The sequence below is a fragment of the Nitrincola alkalilacustris genome, from assembly GCF_008973755.1.
Classification (GTDB): Bacteria; Pseudomonadota; Gammaproteobacteria; order Pseudomonadales; family Balneatricaceae; genus Nitrincola; species Nitrincola alkalilacustris.
This window is the reverse complement of the sequence record NZ_WBOM01000012.1, coordinates 21,583-46,959: the sequence shown is the minus strand read 5'-3', so window position 1 is coordinate 46,959 and position 25,377 is coordinate 21,583. Positions and strand designations below refer to the sequence as shown.

At 53.0% G+C, this 25,377-nt stretch carries 19 protein-coding genes and 4 tRNA genes; 8 read left to right on the top strand and 15 right to left on the bottom strand.

Going from position 1 to position 25,377, the window contains the following annotated elements:
* Positions 1-148: 148 nt before the first annotated feature.
* Together aroA and F7R27_RS17405 are read left to right on the top strand one after the other, a co-directional pair.
* Positions 149-1,438, top strand: a complete 1,290-nt coding sequence (gene aroA / locus F7R27_RS17410; RefSeq protein ID WP_151705543.1) for a 3-phosphoshikimate 1-carboxyvinyltransferase — start codon at positions 149-151, stop codon at positions 1,436-1,438.
* Between the two features lie 32 nt (positions 1,439-1,470).
* Positions 1,471-2,376 carry a LysR family transcriptional regulator gene (locus F7R27_RS17405; protein ID WP_151705542.1) on the top strand — a complete coding sequence of 302 codons (906 nt, stop codon included), beginning with the start codon at positions 1,471-1,473 and terminating at the stop codon, positions 2,374-2,376.
* On the opposite strand, the gene F7R27_RS17400 is transcribed toward F7R27_RS17405, so the two are convergent.
* The 8 genes from F7R27_RS17400 to F7R27_RS17365 form a co-directional block, all read right to left on the bottom strand.
* Complete coding sequence (locus F7R27_RS17400) at positions 2,358-3,017, bottom strand: HAD family hydrolase (protein ID WP_151705541.1); 660 nt, start codon at positions 3,015-3,017, stop codon at positions 2,358-2,360. The genes F7R27_RS17405 and F7R27_RS17400 overlap by 19 nt on opposite strands.
* A 9-nt stretch (positions 3,018-3,026) precedes the next feature.
* On the bottom strand, positions 3,027-4,418 hold the full coding sequence (locus F7R27_RS17395) for a DUF1302 family protein (protein ID WP_151705540.1): 1,392 nt from the start codon (positions 4,416-4,418) through the stop codon (positions 3,027-3,029).
* Entirely contained in the window at positions 4,366-5,181 is an 816-nt protein-coding gene (locus F7R27_RS17390) for an outer membrane lipoprotein-sorting protein (RefSeq protein ID WP_168927550.1), read from the bottom strand. Before F7R27_RS17390 ends, F7R27_RS17395 begins: the two co-directional genes overlap by 53 nt.
* Before the next feature lie 46 nt (positions 5,182-5,227).
* Positions 5,228-7,561 (bottom strand): efflux RND transporter permease subunit, encoded by a 2,334-nt coding sequence (locus F7R27_RS17385; RefSeq protein WP_151705538.1) that lies wholly within the window; start codon positions 7,559-7,561, stop codon positions 5,228-5,230.
* Positions 7,558-9,210, bottom strand: a complete 1,653-nt coding sequence (locus F7R27_RS17380) for an FAD-dependent oxidoreductase (protein ID WP_151705537.1) — start codon at positions 9,208-9,210, stop codon at positions 7,558-7,560. Before F7R27_RS17380 ends, F7R27_RS17385 begins: the two co-directional genes overlap by 4 nt.
* The gene (locus F7R27_RS17375) at positions 9,185-9,910 is read right to left on the bottom strand and encodes an AfsA-related hotdog domain-containing protein (protein ID WP_168927549.1); all 726 of its coding nucleotides are present in this window, start codon (positions 9,908-9,910) and stop codon (positions 9,185-9,187) included. The genes F7R27_RS17380 and F7R27_RS17375 overlap by 26 nt, the downstream gene beginning before the upstream one ends.
* Before the next feature lie 195 nt (positions 9,911-10,105).
* Positions 10,106-10,987 (bottom strand): DMT family transporter, encoded by an 882-nt coding sequence (locus tag F7R27_RS17370; RefSeq protein WP_151705535.1) that lies wholly within the window; start codon positions 10,985-10,987, stop codon positions 10,106-10,108.
* Positions 10,988-11,154: 167 nt separating this feature from the next.
* On the bottom strand, positions 11,155-12,093 hold the full coding sequence (locus tag F7R27_RS17365) for a DMT family transporter (RefSeq protein ID WP_151705534.1): 939 nt from the start codon (positions 12,091-12,093) through the stop codon (positions 11,155-11,157).
* 346 nt (positions 12,094-12,439) lie between these two features.
* Here F7R27_RS17365 and F7R27_RS17360 point away from each other — a divergent pair, with 346 nt between their 5' ends.
* The gene (locus F7R27_RS17360; protein ID WP_168927548.1) at positions 12,440-14,767 is read left to right on the top strand and encodes a methyl-accepting chemotaxis protein; all 2,328 of its coding nucleotides are present in this window, start codon (positions 12,440-12,442) and stop codon (positions 14,765-14,767) included.
* 34 nt (positions 14,768-14,801) lie between these two features.
* On the opposite strand, the gene F7R27_RS17355 is transcribed toward F7R27_RS17360, so the two are convergent.
* A complete protein-coding gene (locus tag F7R27_RS17355) occupies positions 14,802-15,116 on the bottom strand; it encodes a BolA family protein (RefSeq protein WP_151705532.1) in 315 nt (104 codons plus the stop codon).
* A 116-nt stretch (positions 15,117-15,232) separates the two neighbouring features.
* On the opposite strand from F7R27_RS17355, the gene F7R27_RS17350 reads away from it, so the two are divergent.
* Positions 15,233-15,883: a hypothetical protein gene (locus F7R27_RS17350; protein ID WP_151705531.1), complete on the top strand. Its 651-nt coding sequence runs from the start codon at positions 15,233-15,235 to the stop codon at positions 15,881-15,883.
* Here F7R27_RS17350 and F7R27_RS17345 read toward each other — a convergent pair whose 3' ends face one another.
* The 4 genes from F7R27_RS17345 to ycaO form a co-directional block, all read right to left on the bottom strand.
* Positions 15,884-19,327: an SbcC/MukB-like Walker B domain-containing protein gene (locus F7R27_RS17345; protein ID WP_151705530.1), complete on the bottom strand. Its 3,444-nt coding sequence runs from the start codon at positions 19,325-19,327 to the stop codon at positions 15,884-15,886. It lies immediately after the preceding gene.
* Entirely contained in the window at positions 19,314-19,946 is a 633-nt protein-coding gene (locus tag F7R27_RS17340; protein ID WP_151705529.1) for a DUF4194 domain-containing protein, read from the bottom strand. Before F7R27_RS17340 ends, F7R27_RS17345 begins: the two co-directional genes overlap by 14 nt.
* Before the next feature lie 3 nt (positions 19,947-19,949).
* The gene (locus F7R27_RS17335; RefSeq protein ID WP_151705528.1) at positions 19,950-21,341 is read right to left on the bottom strand and encodes a Wadjet anti-phage system protein JetA family protein; all 1,392 of its coding nucleotides are present in this window, start codon (positions 21,339-21,341) and stop codon (positions 19,950-19,952) included.
* 112 nt (positions 21,342-21,453) lie between these two features.
* Positions 21,454-23,217: a 30S ribosomal protein S12 methylthiotransferase accessory factor YcaO gene (gene ycaO / locus F7R27_RS17330; RefSeq protein WP_151705527.1), complete on the bottom strand. Its 1,764-nt coding sequence runs from the start codon at positions 23,215-23,217 to the stop codon at positions 21,454-21,456.
* Positions 23,218-23,392: 175 nt separating this feature from the next.
* Here ycaO and F7R27_RS17325 point away from each other — a divergent pair.
* The 4 genes from F7R27_RS17325 to F7R27_RS17310 all read left to right on the top strand — a co-directional run bounded on the left by F7R27_RS17325 (position 23,393) and on the right by F7R27_RS17310 (position 24,002).
* Positions 23,393-23,468 (top strand) — tRNA-Asn (locus tag F7R27_RS17325).
* Positions 23,469-23,507: 39 nt separating this feature from the next.
* A tRNA-Pro gene (locus tag F7R27_RS17320) sits at positions 23,508-23,584 on the top strand.
* Positions 23,585-23,806: 222 nt separating this feature from the next.
* Positions 23,807-23,882: transfer RNA gene (locus tag F7R27_RS17315), tRNA-Asn, on the top strand.
* Between the two features lie 43 nt (positions 23,883-23,925).
* Positions 23,926-24,002 (top strand) — tRNA-Pro (locus F7R27_RS17310).
* Positions 24,003-24,106: 104 nt separating this feature from the next.
* Here the strand turns inward: F7R27_RS17310 and F7R27_RS17305 are convergent.
* Both F7R27_RS17305 and F7R27_RS18945 read right to left on the bottom strand, forming a co-directional pair.
* Entirely contained in the window at positions 24,107-25,108 is a 1,002-nt protein-coding gene (locus F7R27_RS17305; RefSeq protein WP_151705526.1) for a Fic family protein, read from the bottom strand.
* On the bottom strand, positions 25,098-25,223 hold the full coding sequence (locus tag F7R27_RS18945) for a hypothetical protein (protein WP_276612571.1): 126 nt from the start codon (positions 25,221-25,223) through the stop codon (positions 25,098-25,100). The genes F7R27_RS17305 and F7R27_RS18945 overlap by 11 nt, the downstream gene beginning before the upstream one ends.
* Between the last annotated feature and the right edge of the window lie 154 nt (positions 25,224-25,377).

The following is a 25,377-nucleotide window of genomic DNA, read 5'->3' as shown; positions in this document are numbered from 1 at the left end:
ACTGACCAACATGGAATCACATACGCTGAATCGGATCGATCAGATGCCTGTCACTGCAGCAGGTTTTATGATCTCAGACTCGACGCCAGCATGGAATCAAGGTAGTTTATGCCCTTCCAATCGCATCCACCAAAGAAAAGACCGCTCAATGGACAGCCTGACACTGAAACCGCTTGTACACGCTAATGGGGAAGTTCAGCTTCCCGGCTCCAAAAGCCTCTCCAACCGTATCCTGCTGTTGGCTGCGCTGGCACAGGGCGAAACCCGCATCACCAATCTGCTCGACAGTGATGATATTCGCCATATGTTGAACGCACTGTCCAGTCTGGGCATCCACTATGAACTGGCGGCAGATCGTCGCAGCTGTGTAGTACATGGAGCGGGTAAGGCTCTGTCATCCACTAAGGCACTTGAGCTGTTCCTCGGCAATGCCGGCACGGCAATGCGCCCACTGTGTGCTGCGCTGTGTCTGGGCGAAGGCGAGTTCACCCTGACCGGTGAGCCACGCATGTATGAAAGACCGATTCGTGATCTGGTTGATTCACTCAGGCCCCTCGGTGCCGATATCACCTATCTGAAAGATGAAGGTTTCCCTCCTCTTCGCATCAAGGCTAATGGCCTTCAAGGTGGCAAGGTCAGTGTACGCGGCAATATTTCCAGCCAGTTTCTGACCGCACTGCTGATGGCTGCACCTCTGGCACAGGATGATCTGATACTGGAGGTTGAGGGTGAGCTGGTATCCAAACCCTATATCGATATCACCCTGCATGCGATGCGCCTGTTCGGTGTCGAGGTGGATAACCAGCAATATCAGCGTTTTGTAGTCAAAGGCCAGCAACAGTACCGCTCGCCGGGCGAGGTGATGGTGGAGGGTGATGCCTCATCGGCCTCCTACTTCCTGGCGGCGGCGGCGATTGCCGGCGGCACGGTACGTGTCTATGGTGTGGGTGCCGACAGTGTTCAGGGTGACAAGGCGTTTGCCGAAGTGCTGGGCAAGATGGGTGCGCAGGTGACCTATGGCCCGACCTGGATCGAAGTGACCCGTGGCGATAGTTTAAAAGGCGTGGATCTGGATCTTAACCATATCCCGGATGCTGCCATGACGATCGCCACCACCGCCCTGTTTGCCGAAGGCCCCACCGCCATCCGTAATATCTACAACTGGCGAGTCAAGGAAACCGACCGTTTGAGCGCCATGGCGACCGAGTTACGCAAAGTGGGTGCCACGGTAGTTGAGGGCGAGGACTACATCGAAGTCACCCCACCGACACAACTGCAGAGTGCCGCCATAGATACCTATGATGATCATCGCATGGCGATGTGTTTTTCACTCGCTGCCTTCGGTGATGTACCTATCACCATCAATGACCCGGGTTGCACCAGCAAGACTTTTCCAGAGTATTTTGATCTGTTTGGGCAGGTAACGACAGAGGCTTAACAAAGAACTGACAAACCGGAAGAGGCAAGGACATGCCCAAGTTTCAGGAATATCAGGCGTTCATCAGTATTTATGAAACCCGAAGCATTACCAAGGCGGGAAGACAGCTCAATCTTTCCGCCTCATCCATCAGCAAAAAACTGTCGAAGCTGGAGGATGAACTGAGTGTGCAACTGGTGGATCGCAGCACACACAACCTGTCGATCACGCCACTGGGAGAGCGCTTTTACCTGCGCTGCAAAAGCATACTCGACGCTGTTACCGAGAATGAGATCCTGATCCGGGAAGAGAACCAGATTACAGCTGGCAGGATCAGAATTGCCCTGCCGGAGATGCTGGTCACCCCTCTGCTCCTGAATGCAATCAAGTCATTTGGCAATCTGTACCCCGATGTCCGCTTCGAGCTCAATGTCTCCAACGAATTGCAGGATCTGATCGCTTCGGATATCGACTTCTGCTTCCGCTCGGGAGTATTGGAGGACTCGCAGTTGATCAGAGTACCGCTGTTTGCCACTCAGCATATCTTCTGTGCCACGCCTGATTATCTGGATCAGCATCCCCTGACCGATTCCTATGAGTCACTGTTTGAAAACAGGCAGCTGATCGTCCCCACCTTCGTCAATCTGTCTATGATCGCAAAGAAGTTTTTCCCGGATGCCAACATACGCGTGCAACAGGTAGTCAGCAGCCACAGCACCAATCATCTCAGCGCTATCGTCTCAATGACGCTGGCGGGGCTGGGAGCATCCATCCTGCCACGCATCTATATACAACCTCTTCTGGATCAAGGAAAACTGCTGCAGATCTACCCGCATTACGCCTCTCCAGCAATGGATATCAGCCTGATCTATCATAAGAAACTGGCCATGACGCGACTGATGTCGCTGTTCAAATCCTTTATCCGGGAGTGGGCAGAGCATCAACCACGGGTATTGTGAAGAGTGCGCCACCCCTTGTGTCGAGCCAGCTCACGGAGTTCCGGATTATGACCGACGACTACCGGATACCCGACCAGTTCCAGCATGGGCACATCGCTGATATCGTCACCATAGGCATGAGACTTTTGCAGGTCGATACCCCTGCCTGCCATCCATTCGGTAATAGCCGTCACTTTTCCCTGGCCGATCACCTGCTGCTCAACCCTTCCGGTCAGACGACCACTAAGGCACGCCAACTCAGTGCAAAGCACAGCGTCTGGCCGAATCATCGCCACCAAAGGATCGAGGCAGGGAGTAAATGAGCCTGACACCAGCACAATCAGGGCCCCCTCCTGGCGATGTTGTTGCAGGCAAGCGAGTGTTTCGGGTATCAAGTGATCACTTATCCGGCACTGTGTAAACCAGCATTGTCCGACAAGATGAACATCCGACCAGCTCTCACCTTCAAGCAATGCGTAGAAATCCAGATTGAGCACCTCTCTGGATGCCCCGGCTTCCTTGATGGCTTGCAGATGAGTCAACGCCTGTTGATAACGCGCTTCTCTTGCCGAAACCCGGTAATAGTACTCCAGAAAACTTAGCATACTCTGTATCTCAATCAGCGTGTGATCTACATCAAAGAACGCAACTGGCTGACTCATCCGTCTCTCCTAAAAAGCATACTTCATTATCAGGCTGACACGGTCGCGCTCCCTGAACTGACCGAACAGACCTGTTGCCTCACCATAGAAGCTGTCCACACCGAGGCTGATCGACAGATGATCTGTTGTGTTCCACAGCACAGAGGCTCGCAGCAGGCCATCTTTCTGATTAAGACTGTGAATCAGTGACAGATCCAGGCGATAGATCTGGTTCAGGAAATTCTGACTGAGCGCAAGGCTCAGGCTTGTATCGACCCTGTCTCTGACCAGCGCCGTTGCTGATCCAGCGAGTACGCTCTGCAACAACTGCATACTCAGCAGGCCATCATCCATACCATACCAGTCCAATGCTGCTGCATAACGCCATTCAGCCCGACGATTCAGGCCACTGCCACGACCCGGGATGCGCTGATAGAAATACTCTCTGGGTGAGTAGGAGAGCTCTGCGCGAAACACAAACTCATCCAGCGCTTCGGAGTAGGACACCCCTGCCAGATGGCGCATGAAGTAGGTCGGTGTCAGTGTTCGTATCTGTCCGGTTGCATCCAGGGAAGCAACGGCCAGATACTCATGACTCTGCTGCCTGAGCAGAATCAGATTAAGGTCTCTGCCGGCCAATGAGCGCCCAAGCCTTAACCCCAGATCGGCATACTTCAACCCGGAGCGACCACCCGGATCAGGATAAATAACCGGATCCTGCGCACCTGCAGCCTGGCTGGGTGCCAGAACAGGTGTCACCAGCGGGCTGCTCGGCTGAAAACGCCCATTCGGCACATAACTACGCGTCGTATCGGGGATGAACAGAAACTGGTAGGCATACTCCTCACCGATCCAGGAGTAGTTCAGCATCCATACCAGAATACGTATCTCGTCAAACGGCGCCAGCACAAACTCCGACAGATCCAGCGGGTTAACCAGATCCAGCACCCTCATGCCATCGGTTTCGCCCCAGGCAACCTGCTGTTTACCCAGTCTCAGCAGCCCACTCCCCATCTGCCAGTCCAGGTATAACTCCTGCAGCGTGAGCTTTCCCTGCTGTCCGATATAGTGTGGTCTGGAATAATGACCGTAGCTCCGCTCCTGTGAATAATCATTACTGTCACGGCGATCGTGATTGAAACGCAGATTGCCATGCAGTCCAAGATCATCACTCAACTCCGCATCCAACTTATTCACAATAGACAGATTGAGCTTATGTACCGTGCCTGATCGGGTGGCATGCGCCTGCTCAAACATCAGCTCGGTCGACAGATTGAGCGGCCCTGCCTGCAGGTCAGCCTGCATGGCAGACATCAACAGAAGAGCACTGATACCAGCTGTTTTATTGATCCTGATACGCATCACCGGATCAACCGCGCGACAGATATTCACGCGTGAACATGCGCGGGTCCAATGGCTCATTAAGTACAAAATCACGGAATTCGATCACCGTGCGATGCCCGGTTTTCAGGGTTTCCATGATCAGCCGGTGAGGCCGCATCTCCTCACTGTCGCCACCCGCTACAACAGCAAACTGATCGGCAGTCATCACCTTGAACAGTTCACCATGATGATCATAAAACTCGGTATATACGGCATGATAGTGTGACTTCGCAATCCAGATCACCCGCTTGCCATAACCGCTTATGGCCCGCTCCTCATCAGTGGCAGGCACCGCTTCGATTACCCAGCAATCCACGCCATCTCGGATCTCTTCCCGCAACAACTGATAGTTTCTGTTCTGGCCCGCCACCTGACCATCCAGAATTTCAAAGTCCTCAAAGCTGAAATCGGTACCGACAAAACTGTCCGTTTTGGTATTTCCCGAGATACGTCGTGTGCGTCGCTGGGAGGGCAGATAGAGCCAGCGATCGTTATCGGCCTGCGCATGTTCAAGCTGCACGAAAGCGATCCCCTCGACATTCTGTGGTGCGATAAAGCGAAGATAGGATTTACGCAGTAATGGATCCGTATCATCAAGAATAAAGCTCACCCGCCTGACCCGCTCGCGCCCCTGATGGTTGATCAGTGTCATCTGCAACTCAGCCACTTCACTGATATCGGCTTTTCGGGCAGACTCGTTGCGGATCATGATCTCTCTGGCCGTCAGGGCTTCTGCCAGTACAGGCGTCATCATGAAAAAAAACAGCAGAGCAACCAGAATAGATTGATTGGTTTTGCACATAACAGATCCTTTTGAATAGATTATTGAATGCTCAGGCAGGGGCGTTTTACACATCGGCCCTGACACCCTCAGGAATTACCTTGCCCCCTTCCGATGACGGCCGATGCGCGGCAAAAACAAAGCCCGGACGCGTCAGATGCAGCAGCGCCGGAAACAGCACCAGGACACTCAGCCCCATAATCAACATGGTGAAGGAGACCAGGTATCCAAACACCTGTACCGGCTGAAACTGCGAGAAGATCAACATCGAAAAGCCCAGCATATTGGTGAAGGTATCGAAAAATACCGCCTTGGCTGATGTGGTCGATGTGGCACGCAGTGCACTGACATAATCCGCAGACTTGAGCATCTCCTTGCGCACACGACTGAGATAGTGAATGGAGAAATCGATCCCTATGCCGACCGCAATACCGGTGATGATTGATGTCGGCATATCCAGGCGAAGCCCGTAAAACCCCATGAACGCAAAAGTGATCAGCACCCCTGCAGCAATCGGGGCCACCGCCAGCAGGCCCGCAGAGACAGAGCGAAACGCAAGACTGGTAATCAGAATGATCAGTGACAGCGCCAGTGCAATGTTCTGCAGCTTACCCATCACCACATAATCCACCCGCGCCAGCCACAGGATGATATCGCCACCAAACTCGGCTCTGGCACCCTCAGGCAGATGGTCAGCCAGATAGTCCCGGGCAACTTCATAGAGTGCACGATGCTGATCAGGATCGGATGTGGTCAGCATCACCTGAATCCTGGCACGGCGATAGTCATAGTCGACCAGATTGGAAAAATCGCCCGGGTCCCCCGACATCTCGTACAGCATCAGATATTCGGCCACCTGCGCGTCCGACACCAACCTGGCACCTGCAGCATCCTCCATGGCAACGGCCTCGGCGATCTGATCAATCACATCGGCAATCGAGTGGGTATAACCGACACCCTCCTGCTGATCCATGAAGGACTGGAAACGGGCTATCGACTCCAGATACTCAAGTGTCTGAATATCACCCTCCCCTGTACCCTCCACCATGATGCTGAAGGATCTGGCCCCGCCAAGGGAGTCATTGAACACATTGAATGCAACCCTGGCCTGGTTGTCCTCCTTGAACAGGTTGAGAAAATCCAGGCCGGTCTGCACCTTGCTGATACCGACGCCTGCTACCAGCAACAGCAGCAGGTAGCCGGCAACAACTTTTTTACTGTTGTGATAGGAAAACAGCGTCACCCAGATCAGCAGCCTGTCCAGCCGTGAGGGTTGATTTACTGTCGCAGTTTTCATCCGCGAAGAGCGGCTGTTAAGCTGAAGTATGGCGGGAATCACCGTCACATTGATCAGCCAGGCAGACAGTATTCCGACGGCTGAGGCTATCGCAAACTCCCGAATCATCAGTATCTGGAATACATAAAGCGAAGCCGCTCCCAAGGCGGAGGTGATGCCAACCAGGAGTAGTGATGGCATTATCTTGCTCAGCGCCTTTACCACTCTGTCCGGATCATCCGCCTGTTCATCATTGAAATAGATCAGAATATGGATCGCATAGGAGCTGGCGATAGTCACCAGCAACAGTGGCAAGGCGGTTGATACCGCGGTTTGTGGCAAGCCCAGATGCCCCATCATCCCCATCGCCCAGACAATACTGAGTAATACCGCCAGCATCGGCAGCAGCACCCCACGCAGCGATCTGAAGCAGAGAAACAACCCCACAAGGATCAGCAGCAGCGCCAGCGGAATCAGCACGGCGGTATCACTCTGTATCCCTCCATCTATCTCCTGTGTAAAGATCGGTTCACCCGTGACAAAAATCTGCTCCGGCCCTTCATACTCCTCTACGATGGCATATATCTGCTCATAGAGTGTGGCCTGATCATAGCCCTCCTCTACCCGAGCCGTGATCACGGTAAAATCCTCATCGAAGGAGACCAGACGACCATAGACCAGACGGTTATCCCTGACATCCTGAACCAGCTTCTTCAGTGCAGCAGCACTCTCAGGGGCAGCTCGCATGAACACCCCTACCTGCATGCCCCACTCTTCACCTATGACGTTGTTGAGGGTAGACAGGCTGTCAATCTGATCAGGCACCACATGATCCACCTGTTTCAGGCGCTCAGAGATGGCAACCACCTTGCTGAGGGTGGAGGTGTTGAAAATATTGTCGTGCTGGATACCGATCATCACTTCGGTTCTATCACCGAAGACCGCATCGATCCGCTCTTTGGTCTGCACGATAGGGTCAGATACCGGCAGATCCGCATCCTGATTGGTGCGCACTGTCAGGTTTGCCAGCCCACTGGCCACCAGCAGCGTCATGATCAGCATACTCAACAAGACCACCATCGGCCTGTCGGTTATCAGCCGGGCATAATATTTTGATAGGTTCATGAGCGACTCTTTAATCCGGTAATCAGAATATTATTCTTGATGAGAAAATTGCGTATCTCGCACAGCGCATCAAACATCGGCATCATCTCGATCACCTCCTGCAGATAGCCGTCAGGTCGGATAAACAGAAAACAGGGGGCTACAATCCCATGATCACGCTTCAACACCTGTCGTGAAGGGCAAAAGGTATAGGCTGACGCATCATCATCGGCACTGACATGAATAAAATTGACGTGTTTGAGCATGAATGCCGGGATCTCCGGCAGTGGTCCCTCTACGCCGTAGCCCAGTACCAGAAACCTGTCGGAGCCCAGAAACTCATAAAGCCCGACAGATTTGCCCTGACGCCTCAATTCAAGATTCGCGATACGAGCGCCACGCCGCGCTTTGCTCTGCCTCAGCACCCCCTTTCTGCCTTCGCCATAGTCATGACCCAGCCCTGAAATGCTCATGACCTGAGCACGATTCACGACCTCCAGTCGCCCCAGTACTGGCAAAAACCTGTCACGGATCAGTGATTTCAAAGGATGCGGGGAGGTAAACAGGTGATGCATGCGATCCGTTTTTTTCAGTACTGATTCTGCAGCCGCATACCGTTCATGATGATAGGTCTGTAATAGCGAGTCATCAGAGTGCCCCTTGCAGGTCAGTGACAGCTTCCAGGCCAGGTTGAAAGCATCCTGAATACCCAGGTTGATTCCCTGCCCGCCAATTGGGCTATGTACATGGCAGGCATCACCAGCCAGCACGACACGCCCAAGGCAGAACTCTTCCGCAATTCTGGCAGCCAGAGACGCTTCGGAAATCCAGTGCACATTGCGAAAACCTATATGCGGCAAACCTATCAGCTTCAGTCGCTCCATCAGTAGCACTTCCAGGTCTGCAGGCGCACTACTCCGGGATTCAGCTGTTAAATCCACGACAACACGGTGCATGCCTCCCGGGAGTGGAAACAGCATCGCATAGCCGTCAGAAGTCAGATAGGTATGCCCCTGAGCCTGAGTCTGAGCCTGAGATAAGTCTCGTGCTTCGAACACTTGAGTTGTGTCGAGCACACCATCACATACCAGAAAACGATTGTCATAGGACTTGCCGGTAAAGCCTGTACCCATCAGATCCCTGACCTGGCTGTTCTTGCCGTCACACCCCACCACATAGCGATAGCACTCATGAGAAGTGTGCGCCCCCTGAGCCAGCTCCACGCCAACATGATCACGATGCTGTTCAAGAGTCTGCAGCTCGGTCGCGTAACGCAGACGACCACCCAGTGCCACAAATCGGGATTCGAGCAGTTGTTCGAGCCGATGCTGCGGATAGCTGAAAATACAGGGATCCCCATAAGGCTTCAGATGGCTGAAATCAAAATTGATAATCGGCTTTTTATCTGAGTAGATGGTCATCCGATCGACCTGAAATGCATCGGATCTGATCCAGCTTCCCAGCCCCAGAATATCGAGCAGTTCAACCGTGCGGGCATGCAGGCTGAAGGCTCTGGATTGCTTAAGTCGCTCGGCATGTTTTTCGATAATGCAGCAGTTGATTCCATAGGAGCGCAGCAGACACCCCAGAGTCAGTCCTACCGGGCCGCCCCCGACGATCAAAACATCCTTATCCACCATGACGTCAGGCACTCTCAGCAAAAGTCTCAAGAAAATATCGCTTTCTTGCGTTGGTTATTTTCTTGAGCAGAATGGACTCGAGCTTCTCTATCTTCTCTTTCGACAGTGCCTTGAAGGTGCCATAGGTCAGTGCCACAACCTCATCATTCTGCAGGAACTCGACAGTCAGCTCATACTCCTCTTCAGAGAGTTTGCTCAACCGCACATCGATGGGAAGACAAAAGGGAAATGCGAATTTCTTATACTCACAATGGATATCATTGATCACCATGGCAACATCATCGGCATCCTTGCCCTCGTAGGCTGACCAGGCAGCGATGGATATCTGTCGCGTGGCTTCAAGTACCACCATGCCCGGGATATGTGCCCCACTGAAGTGATCAAGCAGCAGTTCATTATCATTATGAAGATTAAGGTAGGTTCTGAAATGACCTTTCGACAAGACCTCCAGCTCAGTGACCAGAATATTAGCCGCGTTATGCTTATGCGCCTCGCGGCAGGACAGTTTTCTGGAGCCCTTGTCCAGATACTCCCTGACCTGCTGATTGGGCATCCTGCTAATGACCAGTTCACGCCGCTGTTCATCTAGCCCCTGGCCAGGTATATAAAGCACATCCTGGTTATGTTCCAACTGTTCATGACTGTTTGCATAGTCGGTGAACGGAATATACTGATCACACCGCTCAGCCAGCTTTCTGAATCTTTCCCCTACCACAATTCTGAATGGCATTCTCAACATCCTTGATGAAGTTAATGATCAATCCACGGTTAACCATAACTGCCAATTATATAGCTTGAATTTTTTAATGATTTTTCTTTATTTGAAAAATGGTTTTTACAGGCGTGGCATTTCGGCAGACGGCAGGATACGTGCTCGCCAGACAGTAAAGAGGCAAAGGGAGCTACAAGGATGGGTAATGGAAAATCAGACCGCTTGAGGCCGTCTCAAAATCATGCGCCAGCGGCTGACCAACAGTGCACCGAATATCAGACCGCATCCCAGCAGCTGAATGGATGTCATGGTTTCAGCAAACCACAGGATACCAAACAGACTGGTCCATACCGGCTCCAGTGTCATGATAACAGCCGCATGACTGACAGGTGCCATACCCTGAGCCTTGACCTGAATGAAGAAGCGCATGCAGGTACCTATCACAATACTGGCCAGCAACCAGCCAAAAATGGCACCGCTGGGCACCGTCGGGAGCGGTTCGATGAACAGAGACAGCAACAGTGCCAGCACACCTGTCACACCCAACTGAATAGTAGTTAATGGCAAGGCAGGTAGTCGGGCAGCGAAACGACTGTTAAGGTTAAAGTGCAACGAGAACACCACGGCCGCCCCCAGAAAGCAGATATCAGACAGGGAGAGAGACAGGCCGCTTTCCAGTCGCAGACATGCCAGGCCTGCCAATGCGATGATCAGAGCAACCCAGGTACTGCGGGCAGTATGAGCACCAAACAGCAGTTTCCCGACTATCGGGATAAGGACCACACCCAGACTCGTCAGAAAGGCACCGATTCCCATATTCTCGGTATGCTGCAGTCCCACGATCCACAGACACATGGCCACCCCCATGACAGCACCCGTCAGCAATGCACGACGCCAGGACTCTCCCGCCAGCCTGAGCAGGCCGGTGTAACCGGGTACAGCCAGAATCAAACCGGCACAGAGGAAGCGCACACCTATGAAAAAAATCGGAGTCATGCCCAGCAGAGCTTCGCGAGAAAATACCCAGCCAAGTCCCGCCAGCAGCGTGACCAATACCAATAGCAGATCAGAACGCCAGGTGTCCTGAGTCATCATGAGATTAAATCCCGGAATGGCCGTGATGAGGAGGTTCGTCAGAAAACGAAATATCACCCCACCTTACATAAGTGACTTGCGGTTTAAAAGAGTTCGCTTGAAGAGATTCGTTTTAAAAACAAACGGTAACTGCCCGCTGTGTCTGATTCACTGTAGCACCTGCCCCATCAGGGACTGCATTTTTCCGACATGCCTTTCGGTGCCGACAGTTGAAAGATCACGGTACCGGCAAGGACCAGAGACCCGGCAAGAGCCAGGTTGGATGGCGCAGCTTCTCCCAGCATCAGGATAGCGATCAGCGCCCCGACCACGGCTGCAACTATCCCTATCTGACTCAGATATACAGGACCCGCCAGTTTCTGCAGCACAAAGTAAAAAAAGTAGAGGACAGAGAAGACAAGGATCTCCAGCAGCAGAAGTTTCACGATTGTCAGATCCAGTATCAGCTGCGGTAATTGCCCAGGCTCGAAGTACAGCACAAAAGGCAGCAGCGACAATACGGCACCAAACATCATCAAGGCAGCCAGATAGATGGGAGAGGCACCGGTTGGCCAGCGCAGCGTTCTGAAGATATTACCTGCCGCCAGCGCCAGCGGCATTGCCAGTACAAGGATGACCCAGCCAGTGGCTCCATTCAGATCCATCACTTTGCCTGAAGCCAGAATCACTCCACCGGCAAGGCCCAGCAATACACCCAACAAGCGCAAGCCCCGTGCCGCTTCCATACCCAGAACGACCGCCATCAGCCAGGTCAACAGAATCGGGAAGGCATAGCTCATCGACAGGAATCCAGCACCCACGTGGCGCACCGCCAGAAAGCCCAACGCATTAGGCAGGGCCAGAAAGGCACCCGTGACCAACGCATACTCCAGTACTCTCAGGTTAAGCGGTACCAGATTACGCTGCCAGATGGCCAGCCCCATCAGTAGCAGACCAGTGACAAGAAGCGCCACCATCAGAAAGCTCAGACGTGGTGCACCAGCCGCATCAGCCAGCTTCGCCACCACCAGTGATAACGCCAGAAAACTTCCCACAATCAGCAGGCAGGCAAATGCCTTGAGTCCTGCGCTGCCATTACCCTTTCCAATATCTTGTAGCTTGCCCATCATCGACTCCAACTGCTTGGTACAAACACTCTTGAAATGGCCATCTGCTTAATGACAGTCTCTAATCAGTGTTTCTTTATAAAAAGTATCTTATGCGAAAGATATATGCAAAGCAATGAGCAACAACAATTTTTGCCACCCACCAATGACATCATAAATTTCCGCATCTGGATCTTCATAAGTTATAAATAATCCGTGTGATATAGCCATTTTCTGCTAACCTTAAATTTAATGGCATGGACAGATCGGGCAGTGGTGTCAATGAGTGGCGATACGCCAGCACCGATGGAGATCCAGAGCCTGCAGTAAAATGGATGCGCTGTCAGGCTCAATATGTGAGATTGACATGACCATCAAACTCAAGCTGACACTGCTGTGTGTATTTCTGGCGGTGATTCCGGCTCTTCTGGGGGCTTCCATATCCGGTATTCTTGCCTATCGATCCGGCCATGATGCCATAGCCACTCTGGTCGAGAATCAACTGACCTCTATTCGTGAGAACAAGCGCCAGCAGGTTGAGGATTACTTCAGCACCATTCATGACCAGCTCAGAACCACAGCCATGAGCACCATGACACTGGATGCCATGCGCAGCTTTTCAGCAGCCGTACCCCTCTATCAACAGCAACGCAATCTGGATAACACAGCCATCCAGCAGCAGCGCCGAGAATTGCAACGTTTCTATACGAATGAGTTCGGACCGGTCTATGAGCAAGCCAACCCTGGAGCGAGCAATCCAGGATTGGCATATTTCAATGCGCTAAATGATCTTGCAGTGATCTTTCAGCATCAATTTATTGCAGCCAACCCCCATCCTCTGGGTGAAAAAGACAGCCTTATCGCTCCGGCAGACCAAACCGATTACTCCACTATTCACCGGCGATTTCATCCTGCATTCAGGGAGTTTCTGGTCGCTTTCGATTATTACGATATTTTTCTTGTCGAGCCAACCGATGGTGTGATTGTGTACAGTGTTTTCAAAGAGCTGGATTACATGACATCATTGCAGCGAGGGCCCTATGCACGTACAGGTATCGCAGAGGCCTACCGGCAAGCGATGCAAAGACCTTCAGAAGTGGTGCTGATAGACTTTGCTTCCTACCCACCCTCTTATGAAAATCCTGCATCCTTTACAGCCATCACCATCCACGAGGATGGGGAGTTACTGGGCGTTCTGATCTTTCAGATGCCTGTGGATCGTATCAATAATATGATGACCCATGGAGAGAATTGGCAGGCTTCCGGGCTGGGCGACAGCGGCGAAACCTATCTGGTCGGAAGTGATGGTACGCTGCGCAGTCAGAGCCGTTTTCTGCTTGAAGATAAAACCGCTTATCTGGACGCTCTGCGCAGTGCCGGAGTTTCCGCTGAGCGCATACGCCTGATTGAGGCGAAGGACACAGCCATCGGCTTTCAGCCAGCCGATACGGAAGGGGTCAGGCGCGCACTGGCAGGCCAGAGTGGCTTTGATATTTTCCCCGATTATCGCAACACCCCCGTGCTGTCATCCTATACCCCACTGGCAATACCGGGGGTGCGCTGGGTACTGATGAGCGAGATGGACGAAGTGGAAGCCTTTGCAGCCAGTCAACAACTGGCACGTCAGGTATTGATCAGTGCATTGCTACTGGGCCCGGTCATTCTTGTGCTGGGAGTACTGATCGGCACCTGGCTGGCAATAGGTTTGACAAGGCCGATTCAAGAACTTGCCACCACACTGACCGATATCGAGAAGAATTCTGATCTCGTCCAGCGCCTGCCAGCAAAAGGCAAGGATGAAATAGCCGACTCGGAACGCGCCCTAAATCAGATGCTCACCAGTTTTCATCGCATCATCAGCAAGATGACCGAAGTGTCAGTGTCGCTGAGCAGTGCTTCCGACCAGATGGCCCGCCTGACAACCCTCACGCTGGAGGGTGCCAGACATCAGGAACAGGAAAGTGACCAGGTATCCACAGCTGCAACTGAGATGGCGGCCAGTATTGAGGAGGTTGCACGCAGTGCACAGAGTGCGGCCACTGCAGCACATGATGCGGATCTGGCAACCCGCAAAGGTACTGAGGTGGTCAGAAAAGACATTGAAGGCACACACAACCTTGCCCACCAGATTGAAGAGGCTGTTCAGGTCATTCGTCAGCTATCCGAGGACTCCGACAAGATCGGTACGGTACTGGGAGTGATTCAGTCAATTGCTGAGCAAACTAATCTACTCGCGCTGAATGCGGCCATTGAGGCTGCAAGAGCCGGTGATCAGGGTCGAGGGTTCTCAGTGGTGGCTGATGAGGTACGAACGCTGGCGCAACGCACCCAGCAATCGACCCACGAGATTCAAACCATGATCGACCAGCTGCAAGGCAATGCGGGCAAGGCAGTCAGCACCATGGACAACAGCTATCAACAAGCGCAGCGCAATGTCGAAACAGCCGGTGAAGCTGGTCAGGCACTTGATCTGATCGCCCAGTCAGTACAGACCATCAAGCAGATGAATGAACAGATTGCAGCCGCCGCAGAACAACAGCTGGTAGTAGCCGAAACCATCAGCGCCAGTATTGTGCAGATCAGCGAAATTGCCAGACGAAACGCCGAAGCCGCCGGTGAAAGTGCCGAGACAGCGGGGCAAATAGAAGCACTTGCACGACAGGTGCACGAACAGGCTTCCCGTTTCAAAACCTGAACGTCGATACAAAACACCGTGGCTGAAGACCAGTTCAGCCGGCCTTCGAACCACCCCGGCAGTTGGGTGAGTCCGGCACACTGTTCTGCGCTGTAACCCACTCTTCCGGAGTAAACAGATGCATGGTCAGGGCATGGATCGGGTTCTGCATCAGCTCAGACAACTGTCCGTAGATCAACTGATGCCGACGGACTTTATTCAGGTTCGCAAAATCGGGGCTGACCAGGGTCAGTTTGAAGTGACTTTCAGTGGCAGGGCCTGAGTGCATATGGCTCTCGTTTTCGAGGTTGAACACCTCGACCTGCATCGTTTGTGTGAGTAGCTGTTCGATTCGTTGTGCTGTACTCATCTCGCGTCCTCGGCAGGACTGTTATCATCCCGCCTGTTCTGTATACTGTGATCGTTATTTGCCGGTCATTTTACCCCACAACCGGTTCGTGTGCTGCAAGGATAAAAAGTTAAATCATGATCATCCGTGTACTTCCGGAGCTGGAAAACCGTGAGCAGTGGCTGGCCTTCATGCGCCGCGACATGCCCTACTGCCTGGTGGAAAATCCTGAATGCATGCTCGATTTTCAGACTACCTTCCTGCAACTGACCCTTTTTCCTCAGACCAGTGATCCGGTCCGTTACACCCTTGGGTCCCGGCGTTCAATGGAGCCTGCCTGGAATCTGATAAAAGGGTGCGGCTGGCGTCTGTCGGTGGTGCTGGAAGGGGTGAAAAAACTGGATTTCAGCAGTAATGTGCGCGACAACCATCTATTGCAACTTCAGGGAGAGCTGACGGCACGCAAGTCCTTTCCAAGGGATCGCCATATGATTGCTCCCTCTGCCAGTGGCTTGCTGCATCCGGTAGCTCAGTATCCTGAGAGCTGGGATCATCAACTGGTGAGCCGCCTGCTTGCCAACCGACAATACCGCGCCTTGCAATTGAATCTGGCCGAACACCATGCACCTGAGCAGATGATGTTGTCACTGCAGCAGGAACCTCAACGCTGGCGTATCGAGCAGGATGGTCAACAGTTGCACCTGCTGTTGGACGACCAGCCCTATGCCAGTCTGATACCGCAACCGGGCCCTGCGATCCGTAGATTGCAGAGCACCGGTGTATTTTAGTTAGATCAGCTCGCCCTGCTCCTCGACCACTTCATTCAACTCATCCTCCTCCAGCGCCATGATCTTATAGGGATGATCCGATGCCAGCAACTCCTTACCCTTCTCGGTCGGGAACTCGACATCGATATCGACGATACGTCCATCACGGCAGACGTTGATAATCGTATCCATGCAGGAGCTGAGCAGTGAGTATTTCTCATCCGGCGCGGCGATAATGGTCTGCAGACCCAGATCGCTCATGAACGCCAGCGAGGTCATGGTGTTTTCGGAATCCAGCTTGTTGAACGCCTCGTCAAACAGTGACAGGCTGAAACCACCGACCGGCTTGCCATCACTGCCCTCTTTCAGACGATAGGTTGCCCCCAGCGCTGCCGCCATCGCAACATAGAAAGGCACCTGATGCTCACCACCGGAACCCGTCTTGATACGCTGGGTCAGGGTTGTCTTGCGGTTGCCGTCCAGATCCTTGACCACCAGCTCGAAGTTATAGAAGTTACGGTAATCCTGCAGCAGATTACTCTCACCTTCACTGCGCAGCACGTCATGGATCTTGCTCAGTGCATCACGATGGCTGTTGTCACCCGTGTGCTGCATATCGAACAGTGAGCCGACATTGGCCTGGTCCATTCGCGTGTAGGCCTCGACCAGTTCGAGAATATCCTTCAATTCCGGGTTGGGCATCATCTCGAAGTTGTACATCTCCTTATGGAAGGGACGATTCTTCAGATGACTGTTCAGCTCACGGATCAGATCCTTGATCTTGTTGATCTGATCATTCAGGTGCGCGACAAAATCGGAGCGGAAAGCCGTTTCGGCCTCCATGCGTGCGCGCTCAGCCTTCTGGGTATAGAGCGCCAGCTCTGAATCCTGCAGCGCGACAACGGTTTCGTTGACATAGCGTTCCAGGTCTTCGTGACTGGAATCGGGACTGATATTATCCAGCCCCTGATGGCTCATGCCTCCACCATGATAGCGCGCCTTGTATTGAGCCACGGCATCGCGCACACCGTTCTTTTTTTTCTCATGCAACTGCAGTTCGCTCTGCGCTTTTTTTGCTGCTTCGAAAATTACCCGCTCCAGCTCGCCATCACAGGACTCATCCAGATAATCGCGTTTTTCCTGAGCGGACTGGGCATCAAAATGGGGGCTCTCTTCACACTTGCTGCGCGCCTGTGCATGTTCAGACAGTTCCCGATCCAGCACTTCGAGTGCGGCATTGTCCTTGATCATGCCGGTACGTGCTTTCTGCAGCTTATCCATCAGCGACTTCTGACGCGCTTCGAGATTTTTCTGCATCTCTGCCAGCTCGCCAATCCGGCGCTGGATACCAGAGTCATCATGGTTACGCAGATCAACGATCGCCTGCTGATAGCCCTCTATCTCACTGTTGAGCTGCTCACGCTGAGTGACCAGATCAAATACACGCTCGTTGATCTGAGTCAACGCGCTGGACATGTTGATCAGCGAGTCACGCAGTTTTTCCAGCGTCTCATGCTGCTGCCCCAGGGTGGTAAATTCGACAATCAGCTCATCGACCTGTTTGCCCTGCAGCGCCAGTTGATCGCCACGGCGCCTGATACCCATGATCGGGCTCAGCTCGTTGATCGAGGTGGTGGAGCCTTCCGTCTGCAGCATGCAGTCATAGGTCAAGGCACGCTCATGACGCAGCAACTCGTTTTCTGTTTCGACCGCCATCACGCCGCCCAGTGCACGGTTCATATAGGCCAGTGCATGGTCGTTATCGGTTTCGACAAACTGTGACAGCGTGCCGGGTTTGCCGCGATTCAGCCAATCACCTGACTTAGTGGTGTTGATGATACGGCAACCCTTGAGATGGCGGCCCTTGCGACGATACAGGGTGATCGCTTCCTTGACACGATCCGGTGCCACGACCAGGGCTTCACGGCGGGCGCCGAGGAAAGACTCAATGGCGATACGCCACTTGTCTTCAGTGATATCCACCAGCTCACAAATGGGAGTCGATTCGATACCGTATTCGGACAACAGATCCATCAGCTCTCGCGTGTTGTGCCGTACCGGAGCACGCCCCTGCTGCAGCTGCTCCACGGCGCTTTTCTGGCTCTGAATCTGAGTGCGCAGCTCATTGATGCGGATCACCGACTCTTCGAAGCGGCGCGCCACAGCGCGTCTGACCGGGTCGATCTGTTCACGCAACTGTGCCAGATTGTTATCTACCTCGACCGGCGACTGCGGCCACTGATCGGCCAGCAGATTTTCACCTGAGCGCCAGAGTTCTGCCGACTGCTCCACGACAGGGCGGAATTTTTCAGGCAGCAACTGCAACTGCTTGGCGAAGCCGACATTGGTTCGCATCAGGTTGTAAACCTGCTGGATCTTGTCCTTCACCACCGACTGCTCATGCTGACGCGAACGAATAGTGGATTCCAGCGCATTTACCTTATGTGCTGAGTCGGAGTTATTCAGCTCAGCGCGGGCGTTGGCCAGGTCCTGCATCGTCTGGTTGAGTTGTTCGCTGTTGCCAGCCAACTCCTCCTGCAGCTGCCCCTCCTGCTCGGTGAAGTTTTCCAGCCGCTCAGCTGATTCCTCTTTTTTCAGATCGGCATGTTCAAAACGGCTCTCATGAACAACCCACTCATACTCCACCGCATTCTTGACGTTACGGCTGATACCGCGACACAGCTCCTGAACCTTTTCCAGCTCGCCGATGCGGTCAGACACTTCACGTGTCTTCTGCTCCATCGCCCGATACTCATCCAGCGACTTGCGGAACGCACCGACATGCACGATATTCTCATCCAGCACAAACTCGCGGATAAAGCGGGTCGGGCTGTCGATCGGCACAAACTTTATCGCGTTCTTGAAATTCTTGATGAATTTTTCATCATCGTTCGGCATCTGTGGATCATGGCTCAGGTGCGTCACCATCTCGCGCACGAAACGACTGGCACGCTTCTCCAGCACCATATCCGGGCACTGTTTAAGCAGGCTCTCGCGCACCTCCTGCCAGGGCCTTGGCATGCGGCCGGAGCCTTCCTTGTAGGAGAAGTCATCCAGACTGACGGAAAAGTCCGGCAGAATGAAACGACCCAGAATCTCCTCATCGGCACTCGCGGTGGATGCACTGATCGCGATCCCGACACAGGACTCTTTTGCTGTTTCGGTATCGAAGAAACTCAGTGCCATATAGGTCAGGGAGTCTTCACGAGCATTCACCTTCTTGCCCATATCATCCAGAAAACCCAGACAGTAAGTGCGCAAAGAGCGCTCGCTCTTTTCACCCGCCGAAGCGTTGAAGCTCAGATGGCGCTTGTGACCACCCATCAGAATTGTCTGAACCGCATCCAGCAGCGAGGATTTACCCGAACCGTTGGGACCGACGATGGCGACGTTGCCCTTGATCGGTATCTCAATCGCACCCAGCACATACCAGTTGACCAGCACCATGCGGTTAAGCAGTTTCATCAGTGCTCTCCTCCAGCAGTTCGCTCTCTTCACGTGGTTCAAGATCACACAGGGCTTCGAGCTGACCGATATAGTCCTCGACAACCACCTGACGAATCACCGGGTTTATCCGCAAGGGCAGATTTTTAGGATCCGTCTCATCCGCTTTGCCACGCTCAATGATCCCATGGCGACTGAACAGCGACACGATCTCCTTCAGACGTGTCTCGTTGGGGATCTCCTTGCCGGTCAGGTTCTCATACAGACGCAGCAGCTCATCGGTAGTTGTGAAGGCGCGGCCATTTTCAACCTCGAAATTCTCCAGCTTCTGCTCATAGATCTGACGCATGCAGAGCATCAGCAGCGACTCATCCAGCCGTAGCCGCATCACGCGTTCCTCCCCTTGAGGCAGAATGCCGAGATAGGCTTCATCCGGTTGATAGACCAAACTCCAGCCGATCGCCTCGAACAGATTGCGGAAGTAGTCGACATGGCTGGAGACCAGGAAGTAGCTGTCTCGATGCACCGGACGATCAGCATAGAGGAACTGATTGACCAGCAGGAGATTGGCAGCATGGATGAAATCATCCGCCTGTACCTGCTCGGTCTTGGATAGAATTTTCTGCAGATCACCTAACATGGATTAGTTCCTGTGAATCTCGAAGCCACGGCATTCCACCACATCGGCGACCTGCACATAGCTGTCATCAAACTGAATTCGGTATTTTTCCATTGTTTTGCGTGCCTTCTTGCCCAGCGACGGCAGATGGCGCACGTAGCTGAAACAGATGTAATCCTCGACCGAATCAATGGAAAAATCGGTCGCACGCAGTGTTCGTCGGCCATCAAAATGACGTTCCAGATAAGCCTCGATACGATCCACCCTGACCTCACGACGTGACTTGTACTCTTTGAACAGCTGTCGCAACTCCAGCACGCGGGGGTCGATGGTGGCCTGAGTGATGATGCGTGGTTTGGACTCAACCCGGCGTCTGATCGGCGAGCGCACACTGGCCGGAGAGATAAAGCCGATCGACTCCAGTGACGTCAGCTTCGGCACACTGGCGGCAGGCTTTTTGGCTATCGCTGTGATGATACGAGACAGGCGAGCCGCCATACCCGGCGTGGTCTTGTCCATGTAACGCACCGTGTCCGCGACACGTTTTTCGAGCTGATAGCGGAAATCATCAATCGCACCCAGGCGCTGATCCACAGACTCAAAAATACGGATGATACGGTTGATATGCTGATGCACCATCGCTTCGGCCGACTCGTAATCCAGCTCATACTGCAACTGATAATGCTGGCTGAGCTGCTCGATCTTCAGTAGATCAAACTGCAGATCACGCAGCATGGCCAGGATCTTGCGACGATAGCGGAAGGGGTTGTTGCGTGTCTTGAGCGTTTTGTAATCCGATACCAGCATGTGCTCGACAAAACGATCGAAGAAGCTGCGCACAATATCCTGAGCATTGGTGCTGGCCGCGAGGCTGATTTTCATCTCGCGCAGCCCCAACAGCATATCGGTCAGATGTGCGCTGAACTCTGCTGCCGTTTCACTCGCTTCAGACAGGGTGATACCACGCCCGACCGGATCGTTGATCGCAGCCTCCAGCGAGCTGAGCACGTTCAGCACTGCACCGCCATAACTGCGTTTCTCGTGTCGGGCAATCGCCACCAGAGAGCGCAGCAGATAACTGATGGAGGGCGTCAGCAGCACATAGGTACGATAGATACGCTGCTCCTCTTCGAGCCAGCCACACAACACCAGCCTGCGATAGATGCGATTGGTGTAATCGGCACTTGAGCGTGGAGGCTCGGAGTCCTCATCAGACTCCGCTTCCCAGCGCCGGACACCCAGCCTGACCACGGCATTCTCAATGGTGGAGCGCACCAGATCCTTGGCGATGAACGGATCGATCAGATCCTCATCAAAGAACAGATCCGACAGTTCAAGCAGCACAGCCTGATAAACCTGGCGATTCTGGCCGGATAGCGGCAGAAATATATCGTCTGGAAGCTTGTTGAACAGCATGCGTTTACCCGGTCTCACAAATGAGATGCCGACGGACGTATGAAACGCCCCTCAGCCTGGTGAATTCAATTGGGTGATTCTAGCGAAAATCGATGCGGGTGCCTAACCTTTGTCACGAATCTATCGGTTTTTCCTGTGAGCGCTTTTCCTGCGAGCGTTTGGCCAGATCGAGCAGATGCCAGGCTGAAAGCAACTGCTGGTGCAGCTTGAAACGCTTGAGGCGCTCGTCGTGGCTGCCGTAATCACTGAACAGCTCCTGCCCCTGAATCATTTCGCGACAGCGTTTGACCAGCTCCGGTGTATAGATCCTCTTGAGCACCGACAGATAACTGTCCAGCTCACGACTTTCGCTCAGCTCAATACCCAACACCTGATGCAGGCAGCGGAACAGCCGCATGCGTGGTGCAGGCAGATGCTGGAAAGCCAGCAGCCATTCACTCATCTCGAAAGCGCCTTGCGGATCTTCGAGCTGCAGCGCCAGCAGACATTTAAGCTCCCCGATTCGCAGAGTTTCCCAGGGGCTGCCGGCATCGGCCACAATACCGATCAGTTCCGCGACCTGATACTGCTCATCAAAGCCCGCCTCATCCAGCGCATCATACAGATCCGCATACTGCTCCTGATCGAGATCGGGCAAAGCCAGCAGCAGCGGACGCAGATGAGCCGCCGCATTATTATTGCTCCAGATCAGCTCATCGACCGGATAGATCTCGGACATGCCCGGCACCAGAATGCGACAGGTGTAAAAGCCCAGATGCTCATAATCGGCGATATAGATATCCATATCGACACGGTGAATACGTCGACACAGCTCTTCAAACTCAGCCCGGGTATCACCCTCGATATTCCACTCCGTAAAGGGATAGTCGGTATTGGCAGAGAAGAGATCCCAGGCCACCACACCACTGGAATCGATGAAGTGCGCTTCCAGGTTGTGCGGCTCGGCAGCTTCCTCGATATCGAACACCGGCATCGGGAACTGGTCCAGTTGATCCAGCGCCCGGCCCTGTAACAACTCGGTCACGGCCCGCTCCAGTGCCACCTGAAATTTGGGATGTGCGCCAAAAGAGGCATAGCAGCCACCGCTTTGCGGATGAAACAGGCTGACATTGACCAGCGGAAACTTGCCACCCAGCGACGCATCACGCACTTCAATCACAAAACCGTGGTTACGCAGTGATTTGAGGGCCGCCCTGACCCGGGGATAACGGTTGATAATCGCATCCGGGATAGAGGGCAGACTGATACCGGATGAGATGATGGTGTTCTTGATATGACGCTCGAAGATCTCAGACAGCGCATGAACCCGCGCCTCCCACATGCTGTTACCGGAGGCCATGCCATTGCTGACATAGAGATTGCCGATCACATTCACCGGAAACCAGACCGTCTCGTCGGTGCGCTGTTTCACAAAGGGCAGTGCGCAGATGCCGCGCTCGGCATTGCCTGAATTGATATCGATCAGCGATGCCGGCGACAGCTCGCCATGCAGGTCGTAATGGTTACGCGTTGCCTCATCCAGCAACCCTTCCGGCCAGCCCTTGGCTGACACCTTGAACCAACGCTCCTGAGGATAGTGCACAAAATCAGCCGCAGCATTATCCGCACCCAAAAAGTAGTCGGCAAAGTAATAATTAGTGCTCAGACGCTCGAAAAACTCACCCAACGCACTGGCCAGGGCAGCTTCGCGGCTCATCCCCTTGCCATTGGCAAACAGCAGATTGCAGTTACGATCATGGATGTGCACCGACCAGACATTAGGGATAGGATTCAGCCAGCTGACCTCCTCTATATCAAAGCCAAGACGCTTGAGTCCTTCGCTCATGGTCGCGATGGAATCCTCAAGTGGTGCGTCTTTACCCAGAATGGTTGTCATACGATACGTCTCCCTAAACCCCTGTCTCTGTTACAGGGTACAGCTTGCCACATCTTATTGATTGCTCAAAGATTATACTTAAAAGTGTGATGACAGACAGTTTATAAATTATTTTTGCCAATCAGTTGACGGCCACCATCAGGACCATTAATATACGCGGCCTGAGTTGAGCAGTTCCTCGATAGCTCAGTTGGTAGAGCAGTAGACTGTTAATCTATTGGTCGCTGGTTCGAGTCCAGCTCGAGGAGCCAATTCAGCGATGTTCATGCAAGATGATCATCGCGAAACGTCGGAGTGTAGCGCAGTTTGGTAGCGCATCTGGTTTGGGACCAGAGGGTCGGGGGTTCGAATCCCTCCACTCCGACCATTAATTCCCCTCTTTTTTGTAAAAATCCTGCATCATCCAAATACTAGTCAACACAGATAAACCCTCTTACCTTGATCTATCGCCAACCGATATCATTGCTTAAATTTTGTACAATTCGAAGCTGTCCAGTCTTTTGATTTAAAAAGAATTTTCAAATCTCCTCATTCTTCTGTTGACCCTGCCAGCACTCATCATTAATATACGCGGCCTGAATTGAGCAGTTCCTCGATAGCTCAGTTGGTAGAGCAGTAGACTGTTAATCTATTGGTCGCTGGTTCGAGTCCAGCTCGAGGAGCCAATTCAGAGATCGCCATGCAATCTGGCAATCTGAACAAAAGTGTCGGAGTGTAGCGCAGTTTGGTAGCGCATCTGGTTTGGGACCAGAGGGTCGGGGGTTCGAATCCCTCCACTCCGACCATCTTTATTTATCCTCCCTTCAATCACACCGCTCAATCAACAGCTAGCAACAGATCAGCCTCGAAGAAGGAAGTGCACAGCAAAGTGCTGTTTATAATCCGTCCTTTACTTGCTCTCTAACACTTGCCAATAACCACCTTTTTTCGGGCCATGAAAAGCAAGGCGTTGCTGCTCTTTAAGCCTGGCCACCGCACGTTCAATAGTACTGGGTGAGCGCCCCAAATGTACTGCCACATCGACCAGCGACATTTCCGGGTGTTGTGCCAGCAAGGCTAAAATCTGTTCGGGGGTTTTTACCCGCGTTTCTACCTGCGTTTTTACCCGCGTTTTTGAACTGGTTTCCGACACATTGGCCAGCGTCTCTTGCAGCGTTGCGGTAATAACACCCAACATGAACTCAATAAAGGGGGAGCAATCAGAACGAGCTGTACTGTCTCGCAGCGCTTGATAGTATGCAGGCTGGTGCTGGTGAATCAGGCTTTCAACAGGGATGTCGGTAAACACCGGTTGCCACTGACTTAAAATCAAGGTTTGCCACAACCGCCCTATTCGACCATTGCCATCAGCAAAGGGGTGAATAAATTCAAACTCGTAATGAAACACGCAACTAGTGATTAACGCAGGCGCATCAATGTGCTGTAACCAGCGGAGCAGATCGGTCATTAGCCTGGGCACCTGGTTAGCCCCCGGTGCCATATGCACCACCTGATCACCCGACATCACCCCCACACCGCCTTGTCGATAATGCCCAGCGTCTTCTAACAAGCCTGCCATCAACACCCGATGTGCGTGCAGCAAGTGTTGCTCATTTGCTGGCTGCCAATGGGGTAATTTATCATAGGCTTTGAGCGCATTCTGTACTTCCAGCACCTCTTTGGGCGGTGCTATAACGTGCTTGCCCTCCAAAATAGCCGTTATCTGAGCTTCGCTGAGGGTATTACCCTCAATGGCCAATGAGCCTTGTACGGTGCGAATACGATTAGCACGGCGCAAACGCAAAGCATTGCTCATATCAACCTGTGCGCTTAAGCGGCCTATAGCCTCACTGATATCAGCCACTTGCTTAAGGATGATCGGTGTGATGCTGTATGGAGGGTTATAAGGCATGGCAGCTACCTGCAAAGCTCTGCTTCTTTAGTACCTCAGCCGCTTCTTCTCTCGTTCCCGTCAGGCAAGCTTCAATCATCAACACCATTTCCTGATCTTTAATGTTGCTGAACATAGAACATCCAGCTATTGATCCTTTTTAGTTCAGACATCGACATCACTATCACCTGAATCCGTGACTTCGAGGTATATTCTGGAGGTCTTGGGTGAGTGTGTGCCGCAGGGATGCGGCACTCAAGCCTACAGGGACGTATTTACGGCGTCTCATC

Coding starts and splice junctions, on each gene's coding strand:
- aroA (WP_151705543.1), top strand. CDS start 149: ATGGACAGCCTGACACTGAAACCGCTTGTACACGCTAATGGGGAAGTT.
- F7R27_RS17405 (WP_151705542.1), top strand. CDS start 1,471: ATGCCCAAGTTTCAGGAATATCAGGCGTTCATCAGTATTTATGAAACC.
- F7R27_RS17400 (WP_151705541.1), bottom strand. CDS start 3,017: ATGAGTCAGCCAGTTGCGTTCTTTGATGTAGATCACACGCTGATTGAG.
- F7R27_RS17395 (WP_151705540.1), bottom strand. CDS start 4,418: ATGAGCCATTGGACCCGCGCATGTTCACGCGTGAATATCTGTCGCGCG.
- F7R27_RS17390 (WP_168927550.1), bottom strand. CDS start 5,181: ATGTGCAAAACCAATCAATCTATTCTGGTTGCTCTGCTGTTTTTTTTC.
- F7R27_RS17385 (WP_151705538.1), bottom strand. CDS start 7,561: ATGAACCTATCAAAATATTATGCCCGGCTGATAACCGACAGGCCGATG.
- F7R27_RS17375 (WP_168927549.1), bottom strand. CDS start 9,910: ATGCCATTCAGAATTGTGGTAGGGGAAAGATTCAGAAAGCTGGCTGAG.
- F7R27_RS17370 (WP_151705535.1), bottom strand. CDS start 10,987: ATGATGACTCAGGACACCTGGCGTTCTGATCTGCTATTGGTATTGGTC.
- F7R27_RS17365 (WP_151705534.1), bottom strand. CDS start 12,093: ATGGGCAAGCTACAAGATATTGGAAAGGGTAATGGCAGCGCAGGACTC.
- F7R27_RS17360 (WP_168927548.1), top strand. CDS start 12,440: ATGACCATCAAACTCAAGCTGACACTGCTGTGTGTATTTCTGGCGGTG.
- F7R27_RS17355 (WP_151705532.1), bottom strand. CDS start 15,116: ATGAGTACAGCACAACGAATCGAACAGCTACTCACACAAACGATGCAG.
- F7R27_RS17350 (WP_151705531.1), top strand. CDS start 15,233: ATGATCATCCGTGTACTTCCGGAGCTGGAAAACCGTGAGCAGTGGCTG.
- F7R27_RS17345 (WP_151705530.1), bottom strand. CDS start 19,327: ATGAAACTGCTTAACCGCATGGTGCTGGTCAACTGGTATGTGCTGGGT.
- F7R27_RS17340 (WP_151705529.1), bottom strand. CDS start 19,946: ATGTTAGGTGATCTGCAGAAAATTCTATCCAAGACCGAGCAGGTACAG.
- F7R27_RS17335 (WP_151705528.1), bottom strand. CDS start 21,341: ATGCTGTTCAACAAGCTTCCAGACGATATATTTCTGCCGCTATCCGGC.
- ycaO (WP_151705527.1), bottom strand. CDS start 23,217: ATGACAACCATTCTGGGTAAAGACGCACCACTTGAGGATTCCATCGCG.
- F7R27_RS17305 (WP_151705526.1), bottom strand. CDS start 25,108: ATGCCTTATAACCCTCCATACAGCATCACACCGATCATCCTTAAGCAA.
- F7R27_RS18945 (WP_276612571.1), bottom strand. CDS start 25,223: ATGTTCAGCAACATTAAAGATCAGGAAATGGTGTTGATGATTGAAGCT.